The organism is Bowmanella pacifica (assembly GCF_014645355.1).
Classification (GTDB): domain Bacteria; phylum Pseudomonadota; class Gammaproteobacteria; order Enterobacterales; family Alteromonadaceae; genus Bowmanella; species Bowmanella pacifica.
The window spans coordinates 36,224-48,788 of record NZ_BMLS01000003.1 but is presented as its reverse complement, the minus strand read 5'-3'; the positions used below and the strand labels follow the sequence as shown (position 1 = coordinate 48,788).

At 50.6% G+C, this 12,565-nt stretch carries 16 protein-coding genes; 6 read left to right on the top strand and 10 right to left on the bottom strand.

Going from position 1 to position 12,565, the window contains the following annotated elements; all coding sequences use genetic code 11:
• Positions 1-300: 300 nt before the first annotated feature.
• The 4 genes from rplT to thrS form a co-directional block, all read right to left on the bottom strand.
• On the bottom strand, positions 301-657 hold the full coding sequence (rplT, locus tag IEX02_RS10290; protein WP_102795354.1) for a 50S ribosomal protein L20: 357 nt from the start codon (positions 655-657) through the stop codon (positions 301-303).
• 18 nt (positions 658-675) lie between these two features.
• Entirely contained in the window at positions 676-873 is a 198-nt protein-coding gene (rpmI, locus tag IEX02_RS10285) for a 50S ribosomal protein L35 (RefSeq protein ID WP_102795353.1), read from the bottom strand.
• A gap of 85 nt (positions 874-958) precedes the next feature.
• On the bottom strand, positions 959-1,519 hold the full coding sequence (gene infC, locus IEX02_RS10280) for a translation initiation factor IF-3 (RefSeq protein ID WP_188695649.1): 561 nt from the start codon (positions 1,517-1,519) through the stop codon (positions 959-961).
• Entirely contained in the window at positions 1,519-3,435 is a 1,917-nt protein-coding gene (thrS, locus tag IEX02_RS10275) for a threonine--tRNA ligase (RefSeq protein WP_188694327.1), read from the bottom strand. Before thrS ends, infC begins: the two co-directional genes overlap by 1 nt.
• A gap of 143 nt (positions 3,436-3,578) precedes the next feature.
• On the opposite strand from thrS, the gene IEX02_RS10270 reads away from it, so the two are divergent.
• From IEX02_RS10270 to IEX02_RS10250, 6 genes are read left to right on the top strand one after another with little or no spacing between them, the layout of a single operon-like run.
• Positions 3,579-4,262 carry an START domain-containing protein gene (locus IEX02_RS10270; RefSeq protein WP_188694324.1) on the top strand — a complete coding sequence of 228 codons (684 nt, stop codon included), beginning with the start codon at positions 3,579-3,581 and terminating at the stop codon, positions 4,260-4,262.
• 5 nt (positions 4,263-4,267) lie between these two features.
• On the top strand, positions 4,268-5,179 hold the full coding sequence (locus tag IEX02_RS10265; protein WP_229702178.1) for a fructosamine kinase family protein: 912 nt from the start codon (positions 4,268-4,270) through the stop codon (positions 5,177-5,179).
• Between the two features lie 54 nt (positions 5,180-5,233).
• On the top strand, positions 5,234-5,737 hold the full coding sequence (locus IEX02_RS10260) for an SDR family NAD(P)-dependent oxidoreductase (RefSeq protein WP_308422494.1): 504 nt from the start codon (positions 5,234-5,236) through the stop codon (positions 5,735-5,737).
• Positions 5,727-5,954 (top strand): SDR family oxidoreductase, encoded by a 228-nt coding sequence (locus tag IEX02_RS20520; RefSeq protein ID WP_308422497.1) that lies wholly within the window; start codon positions 5,727-5,729, stop codon positions 5,952-5,954. The genes IEX02_RS10260 and IEX02_RS20520 overlap by 11 nt, the downstream gene beginning before the upstream one ends.
• Positions 5,955-5,974: 20 nt before the next feature.
• Positions 5,975-6,175: a CPXCG motif-containing cysteine-rich protein gene (locus IEX02_RS10255; RefSeq protein ID WP_188694321.1), complete on the top strand. Its 201-nt coding sequence runs from the start codon at positions 5,975-5,977 to the stop codon at positions 6,173-6,175.
• Between the two features lie 6 nt (positions 6,176-6,181).
• Complete coding sequence (locus IEX02_RS10250; protein ID WP_188694319.1) at positions 6,182-7,168, top strand: DUF3080 family protein; 987 nt, start codon at positions 6,182-6,184, stop codon at positions 7,166-7,168.
• On the opposite strand, the gene IEX02_RS10245 is transcribed toward IEX02_RS10250, so the two are convergent.
• Genes IEX02_RS10245 through fliE form a run of 6 tightly spaced genes read right to left on the bottom strand, consistent with a single transcriptional unit; the run spans position 7,152 to position 12,565 of the window.
• Positions 7,152-7,577: a flagellar FliJ family protein gene (locus tag IEX02_RS10245; RefSeq protein ID WP_188694316.1), complete on the bottom strand. Its 426-nt coding sequence runs from the start codon at positions 7,575-7,577 to the stop codon at positions 7,152-7,154. The two genes, IEX02_RS10250 and IEX02_RS10245, sit on opposite strands and share 17 nt — an antisense overlap.
• Entirely contained in the window at positions 7,564-8,898 is a 1,335-nt protein-coding gene (locus IEX02_RS10240) for a FliI/YscN family ATPase (protein WP_188694313.1), read from the bottom strand. The genes IEX02_RS10245 and IEX02_RS10240 overlap by 14 nt, the downstream gene beginning before the upstream one ends.
• Positions 8,888-9,520 carry a FliH/SctL family protein gene (locus IEX02_RS10235; protein ID WP_188694310.1) on the bottom strand — a complete coding sequence of 211 codons (633 nt, stop codon included), beginning with the start codon at positions 9,518-9,520 and terminating at the stop codon, positions 8,888-8,890. Before IEX02_RS10235 ends, IEX02_RS10240 begins: the two co-directional genes overlap by 11 nt.
• A gap of 2 nt (positions 9,521-9,522) precedes the next feature.
• Positions 9,523-10,542 (bottom strand): FliG C-terminal domain-containing protein, encoded by a 1,020-nt coding sequence (locus tag IEX02_RS10230; protein WP_188694307.1) that lies wholly within the window; start codon positions 10,540-10,542, stop codon positions 9,523-9,525.
• Entirely contained in the window at positions 10,523-12,244 is a 1,722-nt protein-coding gene (gene fliF, locus IEX02_RS10225; RefSeq protein ID WP_188694304.1) for a flagellar basal-body MS-ring/collar protein FliF, read from the bottom strand. Before fliF ends, IEX02_RS10230 begins: the two co-directional genes overlap by 20 nt.
• Positions 12,245-12,253: 9 nt before the next feature.
• Positions 12,254-12,565, bottom strand: coding sequence for a flagellar hook-basal body complex protein FliE (gene fliE, locus IEX02_RS10220; protein WP_308422493.1), 312 nt, complete (start codon positions 12,563-12,565; stop codon positions 12,254-12,256).

The following is a 12,565-nucleotide window of genomic DNA, read 5'->3' as shown; positions in this document are numbered from 1 at the left end:
CCGGGGTTGCCCGGCTTTTTATTTATTCATCCCTTCTTGCTTTGCGCCCAAAGAAACAATGACAGAGCCATAGGTAAGTAACGAAGGACGAGTCATTATCAAACGCTTGTAAACACACAGCAGAGTTAGCTTTAAGGATAAGTATCCGCCAGGGATAGAAAGGCGGGATGAGGATATGATGTTTCTGACATCGCTGACGAATGTTCCCTACCACGTCAGCGTCATCCATGAACATAAAAAAAAACGGGAAGCATCCGGCTTCCCGTTTTCCTGAAAGAACTCAAGCTTAATAGTTAAATATTAAGCCAATGCGCCTTTGGCAGCATTTACCAATGCGCTGAAAGCTGCTTTGTCATGTACAGCGATGTCAGCCAGGATCTTACGATCGATTTCGACAGACGCTTTCTTCAGACCGTTGATGAAACGGCTGTATGACAAACCATTCTGACGGGCCGCAGCGTTGATACGTGCAATCCACAGTTGACGGAATTGACGCTTACGCTGACGACGGTCACGATACGCGTATTGGCCGGCTTTGGTAACCGCCTGTACGGCAACGCGATACACCCGTGAACGGGCTCCGTAGTAACCTTTGGCTTGCTTCAGTACCTTTTTATGACGGGCACGTGCAATAACACCACGTTTTACTCTTGCCATGTTTCAGTCTCCTTTAGCTTAAGCGTACGGCAACATGCGCTGGATCAACGCAGTATCCGAGTCATGGGCCAGTTTCTTGCCACGCAGGTGGCGTTTACGCTTAGAGCTCTTCTTGGTCAGGATGTGACGCAAGTGAGACTGCTTGCTTTTAAAGCGACCGGAAGCTGATTTTTTAAAACGCTTCGCGGCACCGCTGTTGCTTTTCATTTTAGGCATTGCTAAAACTCCGCATTGTTTAAGTTACAACCAAGTAGTAAGGCGACCTTGACGCGCAGTCATCAAAGTACTTGATGAGCCTTACTTACCGTTTAGTGGGGGCAAGCACCATGATCATCTGTCTGCCTTCCACCCTGTTGGGGAAAGACTCACAGTTGGCAAGATCTTCTAAGTCGGTTTTAATCCGGTTCAGAAGTTGAATGCCAATTTCTTGGTGAGCCATTTCACGTCCGCGGAAACGGATTGTGACTTTGGCTTTATCACCCCCTTCAAGAAAGCGACGCAGGTTGCGCAGTTTGACCTGGTAATCGCCTTCATCAGTGCCAGGGCGGAATTTCACCTCCTTGACCTGAATTTGCTTCTGCTTTTTCTTTTGCTCTTTCTGAGCTTTACTCTTTTCGAAGATGAACTTGCCGTAGTCCATAATCTTACAGACCGGCGGTTCGGCATTCGGGCTAATTTCCACCAGATCCAGCTCGACTTCTGCGGCTGATTCAAGTGCCTGGGCCAGGGAGACTATGCCTGCCTGTTCACCATCCTTGCCAATCAAACGAACGTCTTTTGCTCTTATTTCTTCGTTAATACGGGCTTTTGCCGAATCTTGGCCCTTCGTGTTAGCACCTTTAATATGCTCTTCCTCCGAAATTATTCGATAATCTTGCTAGTGACCTGTTGTTGGGCCTTACTAATAAACTCCTCCAGGGAGAATTTGCCCAGGTCTTCGCCTTTCCGAGTCCTTACTGCTACTTCGCCGGCTTCCATTTCTTTGTCACCGACAACCAACATATAAGGAACACGCCTTAGAGTGTGCTCGCGGATTTTAAAGCCAATCTTCTCGTTTCTCAAGTCAGACTTTGCTCTAAAACCAACTTCTTGTAACCTTTTTGCCACATCGGCGGCATATTCGGCCTGATTATCGGTAATATTCATCACTACCATTTGCATGGGAGCAAGCCACAGTGGGAAGAAACCGGCGTATTCTTCGGTGAGAATACCGATGAAACGTTCCAGTGACCCCAATACCGCACGGTGAATCATTACCGGCACTTTACGCTCGCCGTCTTCGGCCACATAAGTGCTACCCAGACGACCAGGCATGGAGAAGTCCAACTGCACTGTACCGCACTGCCAGGCACGGTCTAGACAATCATGCAGGGTAAATTCAATTTTCGGGCCATAGAAAGCCCCTTCACCAGGCAGATACTGGAATTCAATGCCTTTGCTATCCAGCGCTTCGGCCAGTGCTTTCTCGGCTTTATCCCAGGCTTCCTCGGAACCCACACGTTTTTCCGGACGGGTAGACAGTTTGACCACGATCTTATCAAAACCAAAGGTCTTGTATGTTTCGTAAATCATATCGATACAACCACCCACTTCACTCAGTACTTGCTCTTCGGTACAGAAGATATGCGCATCATCCTGAGTAAAGCCACGTACACGCATCAGGCCATGCAAGGCACCTGACGGCTCATTACGGTGGCAACAACCAAATTCCGCCATACGTAGCGGCAGGTCACGGTAAGACTTTAACCCCTGGTTAAAAATCTGCACGTGGCCGGGACAGTTCATGGGTTTCACTGCGTAAATACGTTTTTCCGACTCGGTAATAAACATATTCTCAGCGTATTTGTCCCAGTGTCCTGATTTCTCCCACAGGGTGCGGTCCATCATTAATGGGCCTTTTACTTCGCCGTAGCTGTATGTGCGTAGTTTTTCACGGACAAACTTTTCCAGTTCAGTGTAGATAGTCCAGCCATCGTTATGCCAGAACACCATACCGGGTGCTTCTTCCTGCCAATGGAACAAATCCAGCGCCTTACCAATTTTACGGTGGTCGCGCTTTTCCGCTTCTTCCAGTCGCTGCAAATAGGCTTTGAGCTGTTTTTTATCTGCCCAGGCGGTACCGTAGATACGCTGCAACATTTTATTGTCGCTGTTACCACGCCAATAAGCACCGGCTACTTTCATGATTTTGAAATGCTGACAGAAACGCATATTGGGTACGTGTGGTCCCCGGCACATGTCCATATATTCTTCATGGTGGTACAAACCCGGACGGTCATCACGGCTGATGTTTTCATCCAGAATTTCAATCTTATATGACTCGCCACGGGCGGCGAAGGCATCGCGAGCCTCCTGCCAGCTTACGACTTTCTTCACCACGTTATAGTTAGTGTTGGCCAGCTCCTGCATGCGCTTTTCCAATTTATCCAGATCTTCCTGGCTAAGCGCATGTTCCATGTCAACATCGTAGTAAAAACCGTTGTCAATGACAGGACCAATGGCCATTTTGGTATTCGGCCACAACTGCTTAATCGCATGCCCCAACAAGTGCGCACAGGAGTGGCGCAGGATTTCCAGCCCTTCATCATCCTTGGCAGTGATAATCTGCAAAGTCGCATCGGTACTGATAAGCTCACAGGCATCAACCAACCGACCATCAATACGGCCGGCTATGGTGGCTTTAGCAAGACCAGGACCTATGTCATTGGCGACATCCATTACGGAAACAGGATTATCAAATTGACGTTGACTGCCGTCGGGAAGTGTAATTACAGGCATGAAAATTCCTTAACAGTGGTGACACAAACCAAGCGCCACTTGTTGGTCAAAAAACAAAAAACACCCACAACGGGTGCTATCTAATTTGGCGTCAGGTCTGCTACCATCAGACCAGGCGCAACTATATCTATTTCATGGCCTGGATGCAATTTTCACTCCCCGTTTTACTGAGCTTACTGCTTTTTAGCACTGAGGCCCTGGCGGATTGCGAGGTTAGCGGGAGTCAATGGCAGCACGTTAAGTCGAAACACCAAATTGAACTGTATCGACGCAAAAGCGACTCCGCGGTAGATGATGTCATGGCAAAAACGCTGCTACGCAGCGATCTCAGCGCCTTTATTCTGCTGCTACGAGATACCGAGCAAGGCCCAAAATGGATTGCCAACGCCAGGCAGATCACCCTGTTGGATCGCCCACAGACGAATCAGGACTTAGTGCATAGCGTTTTTAACGCGCCCTGGCCGATACGTGATCGCGACCTCGTAACGCGCTCCCACTATGAACAGGATCCAGACAGCTTGGTGCTAACACTGATTGTTGAAGATGCATCCGAGTCCTTACCCAAAATCCCAACCATGGTGAGACTACAAGGGGTATGGTCAAGCTGGACCTTAACCCCCTTCCCCGCAAATCAATTAGAAATTTGTTATCAGGGTAGCGCCGATGCAGCGGGCAACATCCCGCACTGGTTGGCCAATCGAATGCTGCTTGATGGCACCTTTAAGACTTTTGTGGCGCTTAGAAAGATTCTGCCCAATTCCATCTACCAGAATAAACCCTTGCGAGGTATTCAAGAACCAACAGAAAAAATCCCTAACGGCGCTTAACAAATTTGTCTGCTGTTCCATACTATGAAGAATGTCGGGCAACCCATTATCCGAGCATGTGGCATTTTATTAGCGAACAGATCAGCGAGAACCTGGGACAGGATTTTATCTGCGAGGATATCCGTCAGGTACATCAACAATTTCATACCCGCAGCTTCAGGGTGACAGACGGTCGTCAACGCTACTTTATTAAAGTCGCCGACGCTGCCGCCTTGCCCCGCTTAGAATGTGAGTCTCAGGGGCTGGAACATCTACGTATAGAGCACAATATCAAACTGCCCACCGTGATATGTGCAGGACGGGTATCGCAGTACAGTTTTTTGGTGCTCGAATACCTGAAGATGTCAGAAGGTTCAGCCGACTTGTGGTTTCAGTTTGGCCGCAGCTTGGCAACCCTGCATGGCACCAATGTCCAAGCTCAATACGGCTGGGATGAAGATAATTTCATCGGCAGCACCATACAGCCCAATGCCTGGCAAAAGAAATGGTGTCACTTTTTTGCTGAGCAGCGAATTGGCTATCTGCTGCAGCTGCTGCAAGAGAAAAACATTTTGACCATCTCTGTTGATAATGTGGTGACGTCCATTAAGCAGCTACTGGCTGGGCACTGTCCGCCAGCCTCTCCGCTGCATGGTGATTTGTGGCAAGGCAATACCGGATTTTGGAAAAACCAACCCGTCATATTCGACCCGGCTTTTTACTACGGAGATCGAGAAACCGATATTGCTATGACCGAACTATTCGGACGCTTTCCTGAACCTTTTTATCAGGGCTATCAGGAAACCTGGCCCCTGAGTCAGGACTATCAATACCGCAAGCCTGTTTATCAACTTTATCACTTACTAAACCATGCGCTGTTATTCGGCGGCCAGTATATTCAAACCGCCAAACTTCATTTGCAACATTTGGACAGCTAGGGCAAGACAAGGTCATACTAACGGCTTTCAAACACGCGGTAACCAAAACAGCTAATGGAAAAGGTCGTTTTTATCAGTGGTAGTGCCAAACGTCTGGGTGCTGCAACCGCCCAAGCGCTTCACCAGCAAGGCTACCGGATAGTGTTGCATTGCTTGGGTTCTTATCAGCAGGCTGCAGCGCTTTGCGAAGAGCTCAATTTTACCCGCCCAGACAGCGCCGCGCTGGTGCAAGGCGATTTGACACAAATCAGCCAGCTGGAAACTTTAACCGCTAAGGTACTGGCGCAGTTTGGCCGCCTGGACGTACTGATTAACAATGCCTCAAGCTTCTTTCCTACGCCGCTCGATGAAATAAGCCAGCCTGCCTGGCAGACACTGGTGGGTAGCAATATGCAAGCACCCTTGTTTCTGAGCCATTATCTGGCCGATGAGCTGAAACGGCGCAAAGGCACTATTATCAATATGGTAGATATCCATGCGTTTCGTCCGTTAGCTGGCCACAGCGTTTACTGCATGGCGAAAGCCGGACTGGTGAGTATGACAGACGCTGGCCATTGAGTTAGCCCCTGAAGTAAGAGTTAACGCCATTGCCCCTGGGGCTATCCTGTGGCCCGAAGAGATAACAGATCAGAATAAACAACGCATTTTGGCTCAGATCCCATTAGGCCGCTTAGGGCAGGAGCAGGATATCACCGATGCCATTGGCTTTTTACTCAAGGCCAACTACGTTACCGGGCAAACACTCAAGATAGATGGCGGACGCAGCTTAGGGTAACGCCATGAATTGGAGGTGATATGAAAATCAAAACCGTGAATATCAAGTGCCCCCATTGTGGTCATTTGATGCATCTGCAGTTGGATTATAGTCAAGGCGATCAGAACTACTTTGAAGACTGCAGTAACTGCTGTAATCCCATTCATATTAAGATGCACTTGGACGAAGCCAATCAAACCCTGTCTTTTCATGTTGATGCAGACGACGAACAATATTACTGAACTTACATGCTGTTAGGATTTTTACGTCGCGCAGGCGTGATTGCCGGAATTGTTTTGCTAGGCGCTTGCCAACCTGCTGTGCAGCACCGTCTGGATGACTATGCCAGCCGCCTGGGCAATGTGCTCAAACAATCCCCTCCTGAGATAGTACTCCCGCCCCCGTTGCAACTGCCCACCAGGCAACTTTACCAAGCCGAAGAAGTGAATATTAATCTGCGTGATTTCTACGCCTTACGCGATTGCCGCTTATACAGCCTGGTTGCTGAGCGTAATACCGCGCTTGGTAAGTTGCAGGGATTATCGCAGCGCTATATCTATGAACAAAGACTACTCGCTGCCTTAGACGAGTGTCGGCAAGGCCCTTTGGACGCCGAACTCAGTGCAAAGTTGCAGCAATGGCAAAACAGCAAACAACAGGCTCTTGTACCGCTTTGGTCAGCCCTGCTGGATGATAGCGAACTGCGAAGCAGCCTGGCGGGAAACCGCCAGCAACAAATACCTGAAGAAGGCATGCTTCAGAGCAGCCGTGCGGCACTGGATTATTTATTGAGTGTGGCACCCTATTCTGACGAACAGCAAAGCGAACAACTGGAAAGCCACTTGCAAGCCCTGCATCAGGGGCAGCTACCAGCCAGGTGGTATCAAACCCGTCGCATTCTTACCGCTTATCTGAATGCACTTAATCCCTGGCTGGAGGCACAAAATGTGCGCTGCCAGACTGATACAGCGCAGTATCTAAGTAACGTATTTGGCTTGTTTTTTATTCAGGACATTCAGCCACTGGCAGGTCAGCTTAATCGCTATCAGTATGAATTAGCACCGCGCCTGACTAAGCTCTACGATGCGGGCCCCGGTCCAATTCAGCATTGGTTGGCGGAGCGAGATGTCGAGCATCAGGCTTTTGCTTCAGCTCTGCAAACCCATGTAACCTGGTGGCAAACGCTATTCAAGCAGTGTCAGTTACCTTTACCCACCGCTACGCAAAGGGGCTGACATTCTGTAACAATAAGGCGGTAAGTTCGTCGCTGTGTTTTTGTTCCTGGCGTATCTGATGACGCCGCTCTCTGTCTTGCTGTTTATCTCGTACCACTTCCAGCCCCTTGTTGTAGCGAAGCTGTGCCACACAAGCCTGTTGCTGCCGTCTCACTTCCTGATCCGCCTGTGCTACCTTAAGACCTTGCTGTTCACACAATGCCTGTAACTGCGTACGCACCGCACTTAAGTTTTGCAGCCCCATCGCGTTATTGACGGTGCTGGCATTACCCAGTCCACTAGCATGCTGTTGTAACTGAGAAAGCCGGTCACATTCTTGCTGATGTTGGTGCTGCAGTTTGCTCTGGCGCTGCTGCATGCTATCCAGTTTTTGCTGCTGTAAGTTCAAATAACGATTAAGCATCTTCATTTAACAACTCCATCAGACCTGTCAGACTATCGGCCAGGGTGGCGCGTTCCGACAGCGCCTGGCAAAGAAACGCTTCAATGGCGGGATACAACCTGACCGCCTTATCCAATTCCGCATCCTGACCGGCCTGATAGGCACCCAGTGGAATAAGTTCCTGAACCTGACGGTAGCGGCTGTACAAACGTTTTAAGCGGTAGCAGGCCTGCAAATGCGCTTCATCCACAATAGATGGCATCACCCGGCTAATCGACGCACCGATATCAATAGCAGGATAATGGCCAGCTTCGGCCAGCTCCCGATTCAGCACAATATGTCCATCCAGTATCGCTCTTGTACTGTCCACAATGGGATCCTGCTGGTCATCACCTTCGGCCAATACCGTATACAAGGCGGTCATACTGCCCTGACTGGCGTTGCTGTTGCCCGAGCTTTCCACCAGTCTGGTCAGCTTGCTAAATACCGAAGGGGGATAGCCTTTGGTTGCCGGGGGCTCGCCCACAGACAGGGCAATCTCTCGCTGAGCTTGGGCATAACGAGTCAAGCTGTCCATCAACAGCAGTACATTCTTGCCTTGATCGCGAAAGTAAGCGGCCAATCTGTGGCTGAGTTCTGCGGCTCGTAGTCTCAACAGCGGTGATTGATCAGCCGGGGCTGCCACCACTACGGCTTTCTGTAAACCCGCCTCTCCCAGACTGTGCTGAATGAAATCCCGCACTTCCCAACCACGCTCTCCGATTAACCCCACAATTACAACGTCGGCACTGGTAAAGCGGGTCATCATGCCAAGTAGCTTACTCTTACCCACGCCAGAGCCGGCAAACAATCCCATTCGTTGGCCTTTTCCTACCGTAAACAGAGCGTTGAGTGCACGAATGCCCACATCCAACGGCTCACTCACACTTTGACGCTGCATGGGGTTGAGTAGGATAGTATCTGCATCGACTTTGTGTTTGCCCGGACTTAGGGGGCGTTCGTCCAAAGGACGCAACAGACCGTCTACCACCCGACCCAGCAATGAAGGGCCGATTTGCAGTTGTTGTGGCTGCGACTGCGCCTTAACTCTGGCACCGGCATGCAGCTGATTGGCCGTGGTCAGCGGCATCAAATAGGCTGACTGCTTGTCAAAACCCACCACTTCCGCTTCCAGCCATTGCCCCTGTTGCCCTTCCACCTGACAGCGCTGACCCATGTGAAAACGTCCACCATCAACGGTCAGGGTCATGCCGTTCACTTTCGTTAGTCGACCAAAGCTTTGATAAAGCGTTACCGGTTGCAACTGCTCTCGGGCAGATTTAAGACGACCTACTAACTCAGCATTCATCAGCGCTACTCAACAAGGGACGTAACTGGGCTAGCGCCTCATCTAAGCGCTGAGAAAAGGACAACAGGTGCAACTGTGAGTCACCGCAAAAATTCACTTGGCCAGTTGGGACAGTATCGTCAAGTACCAATGGCACAGAATCAATTTGCGTAATGCCCTGTTCCAGCAGCCATGCGCCGCCTTCGGCACAAATTTGCACCCGCTTTATCTTGTCTTCGCCCTGCAGGTTCATCAGAACCTGTTTTATCGCTTTTTGATACAGACTCTTATCCTGGCGAAGCTCTGCATCTAGCACGGTTTTGCTGAGTGCCGCCAGCAGCAAATACAGCTCCTCGCTCAGTTGCGTCTCTTCAATACGTAAACGGGCCTTGAGGGATTGCATAAAGTCATCCAGGCGGGCCTGGTTTTGTGCCTGTATGTCCGCCATCTGGCGAACCACATCAGCGTCGGATTGTTGTTGATACTCGGTTTTCAGTGCTTGGCGGGCCAATGCCTCACCCTGCTCCTGACCTTGTTCAAAGCCTTGCTGGCGACCTTTTTCGAATGCGTCATCAAGCCGCTGCTGCATGGATTGATGCTGAACATCCCGGCTCAAGGCCGGGAAACGAAAACGCTCGCTCATGGTCACTCCAATACGGCTTCAGGATAAAGCCGATAGTCCACGTCGCCGCGATTCATCATTTGACGAACCATGTCCATGATTTCGGTTCTGGCCGCTTCTACCTTACGCACGGGTTGGGGTCCCATGGCATCAATTTGCTGTTGATAAACCTGTGCCAGACGTTTGGGCAGCGAGGCCATCAGACTGGTAACAAACTCAGCCTGTGCCCCTTTCAAGGCAATGACCCACAACTCATCAGGGATCTCGTTCATTAACAGTGCCAGCACCTCTTCGGTCTGATTCTGTAAGGTAGCGAAATCAAACATTTTTTCTTCAATGGCGGCGGCAGTTTTCTGGTCGTGACCTTTGAGCAAATCGATGATCTCGGCTTTGTTACCGTTGTATCGATTGACAATATCCGCGACTTTTTGCACCCCATTAACTCTGGCTCCCACCTGCTCACCCACATACTCGATGCAGCTTTCCAAGGTCAGGCGTAAATCATCCATCACATGTTCACTGACTTCGCGCAAGTTGGCGATACGGTAGAGCAGATCTTCATGCCGGTTGGCCGGCAGTTGCGCCAGAATGGCCGACGCTTGCTCAGGTGGCAAGAAGGCCAGCATCAATGCCTGCATCTGCACATGCTCGTGTTCCAGAAAGCGGGCGATAAGCTCGGGTGCGACCCACTCCAGACGCCTTAATTCATCAGCCATGGCGCCGCCGTATATATCATCCAGCATGCCCCGTGCCAGCTTACGACCCACCGCTTTGTCCAGTGCCCGTTCCAGATACAGACGCGAGGCGCCGTTAACACCGCTTTCTTTTCGGTAACAATCAAAAAAGTGTTTCAGGGTGTCAGCCATTTCATCCTGGCTGACATTGGCAATCTTGGCCATACGTTGTGACAGGGCCTGAACTTCTTGCCTGCCCAATTTACGGATCACATTGGCAGCGTTCTCTTCGCCCATGCTGAGCAGCAGAATCGCCGCTTTATCCAAATCGGACATACTTTGCTGCATATCAGCTTCTGCTGGATTCATGTTCCACTCCTTGCTGTACCCAGTACTTGATCACGGAGGTCACCCGTTCAGTTTCACGGCTGGCCAAAAACTGCATATGGGTGATTTGATCTTCAAACTCACTGCCTGCACCTGGCAACGCTAATGCAGTGGACTTTTTGCTGTCGCTTTGCTCGGCATCGACATTATTGTCGGCTTTTGAGAGGGGCGAGCCATCTTCCATCAGCTGCTTGGCCAAGCCAACGGAACTGGGTGTGGCACCCTCTAACTCTGTAGCGTCCGGGCTGCGCTTGCCATTAATAAGATGTGACACCAGTGGGCGCACACCAAATAAGATAAGCGCCAGGGCAATCAGAGTCGCGAACACATAACGGGCGTATTCCTGCACCACAGCCATCTGCCACCAGGGCAGTCCACTTTCTGCAACCGCCACTTCCGGGGCCACGAAGGCAAAACTGGCTATATTGAACTGGTCGCCGCGCTCGGGTTGAAAGCCCGTCGCGGTGCGCACCATTTCACCTAACGCCTGCAGGCGAGTGTCACTCCAACCTTCAGCACTGCCGGCAATAGCATCATTCACCAACACAGACACGCTCATCGAACGAATACGACCCACTTCAAAGCGGGTGTGGGTTACCGCCCTGCCACTTTCAAACTGACGCTGTGTTTCATTGCGCTCGGTGGTACGTTGATTATCTCCTTCTGCCTGCTCGTTTTGAGGCAGAGGCGGACGATTAGCCAATGAACCGGGAATACCGGTCGCTAATTGATCCAATGAACTGTCGGACTTGCTGCTTTCTGTCTTGATCACGGAATTGGGATCAATGGTTTCGCGAGTTTCTTCCACCACACTGAAGTCCACGTCGGCAGAGACCTGAATACGGTAGTTACCATCTCCCAGAATCGGCAGCAGCATAATACCGGCGCGTTGCTCGATATTGCGTTCCAGCTTTTCGATAAAGGCCAGCTTCTTATCGCTCTCCTTACCCACAGGGGTGTCATCAAATAACGCACCGCTAAGTAGCTTGCCACGCTGATCGACCACAGAGACCGACTTACTTTCCATGCCCGGTACGCTGCCCACAATCAGACTGATAATAGCTTCCACTTGCTGCGGCTTAAATTCATAACCCGGGGCTAAGTCCACCATAACCGACGCGGCGGTTTGTTGTTCCTGTCGACCAATAAACAAACTGCGCTTTGGGATAGCCAGGTGTACCCGGCTGTTTCGCACGCCCGCCATATTAATGATGGTACGCGCCAATTCCCCTTCCAGCGCATGTTGGTATTGCATGGACTCCATAAACTGGCTGGTGCCCATATGGATCTTATCGCCAATATTGCTCAGCCCTTCCGGCATGGCCGCCTTGATTCCTCGCGCTGCTAATGTAATGCGCGCATCGGCGAGGCGTTCTTGCGGTACCATAATGTTGCCGGTAGCGGTATCGATACGAAATGCGAACTGCTCTTTATCCAGAATCTCGAGAATATTGGCCTTATCGTAGTGCTCCTGATTGCCGTAAAGCGGCACATAGTTTTTTGCTGAAGTCCAAAGAATAAGCACAATAGCCGCTGCCACTAATGTGGCTAACAGGGCAATAGATGCCAGAGTACGTTCCCCTCTTGACGGCCACCCAAGACGGCTCGACAGATTCACCACTTTCTCACGCAGATTGCCCTGTACCGGGTAGCTCTCTACCTTGTTTGCGATTTCACCTTTCATACTGCTTCCTTACAGCGACATGCGCATGATGTCGTCGATGCCGTTCATCACCTTGTTACGCATTTCCATCAGCATTGAGAAGCTAAGACCGGCCTTTTGGCTGGCGATCATGGCCCCGACGACATCGTCTGACTGGCCAGTATCGACCGCGTGCATCATTTGTCCGGCCAGATTTTGCTGTGCGTTAATGGCACGTACGACCTGGGTAAAGTCTTGTTGAATACCGTCCTGGTGAGCCGGTGCAATTCGCTCACTCGCAGCCAGTTGTTGTAAATCGCTCATCTGGCTGAGCATCAGCCTTTGGGTTTCTATTGGAGACAT

Bases quoted from the DNA above. Each gene is read 5' to 3' on its own strand.
- rplT (WP_102795354.1), bottom strand. From the start codon at position 657: ATGGCAAGAGTAAAACGTGGTGTTATTGCACGTGCCCGTCATAAAAAG.
- rpmI (WP_102795353.1), bottom strand. From the start codon at position 873: ATGCCTAAAATGAAAAGCAACAGCGGTGCCGCGAAGCGTTTTAAAAAA.
- thrS (WP_188694327.1), bottom strand. From the start codon at position 3,435: ATGCCTGTAATTACACTTCCCGACGGCAGTCAACGTCAATTTGATAAT.
- IEX02_RS10270 (WP_188694324.1), top strand. From the start codon at position 3,579: ATGCAATTTTCACTCCCCGTTTTACTGAGCTTACTGCTTTTTAGCACT.
- IEX02_RS10260 (WP_308422494.1), top strand. From the start codon at position 5,234: ATGGAAAAGGTCGTTTTTATCAGTGGTAGTGCCAAACGTCTGGGTGCT.
- IEX02_RS10255 (WP_188694321.1), top strand. From the start codon at position 5,975: ATGAAAATCAAAACCGTGAATATCAAGTGCCCCCATTGTGGTCATTTG.
- IEX02_RS10250 (WP_188694319.1), top strand. From the start codon at position 6,182: ATGCTGTTAGGATTTTTACGTCGCGCAGGCGTGATTGCCGGAATTGTT.
- IEX02_RS10245 (WP_188694316.1), bottom strand. From the start codon at position 7,577: ATGAAGATGCTTAATCGTTATTTGAACTTACAGCAGCAAAAACTGGAT.
- IEX02_RS10240 (WP_188694313.1), bottom strand. From the start codon at position 8,898: ATGAATGCTGAGTTAGTAGGTCGTCTTAAATCTGCCCGAGAGCAGTTG.
- IEX02_RS10235 (WP_188694310.1), bottom strand. From the start codon at position 9,520: ATGAGCGAGCGTTTTCGTTTCCCGGCCTTGAGCCGGGATGTTCAGCAT.
- IEX02_RS10230 (WP_188694307.1), bottom strand. From the start codon at position 10,542: ATGAATCCAGCAGAAGCTGATATGCAGCAAAGTATGTCCGATTTGGAT.
- fliF (WP_188694304.1), bottom strand. From the start codon at position 12,244: ATGAAAGGTGAAATCGCAAACAAGGTAGAGAGCTACCCGGTACAGGGC.
- fliE (WP_308422493.1), bottom strand. From the start codon at position 12,565: ATGTCTCCAATAGAAACCCAAAGGCTGATGCTCAGCCAGATGAGCGAT.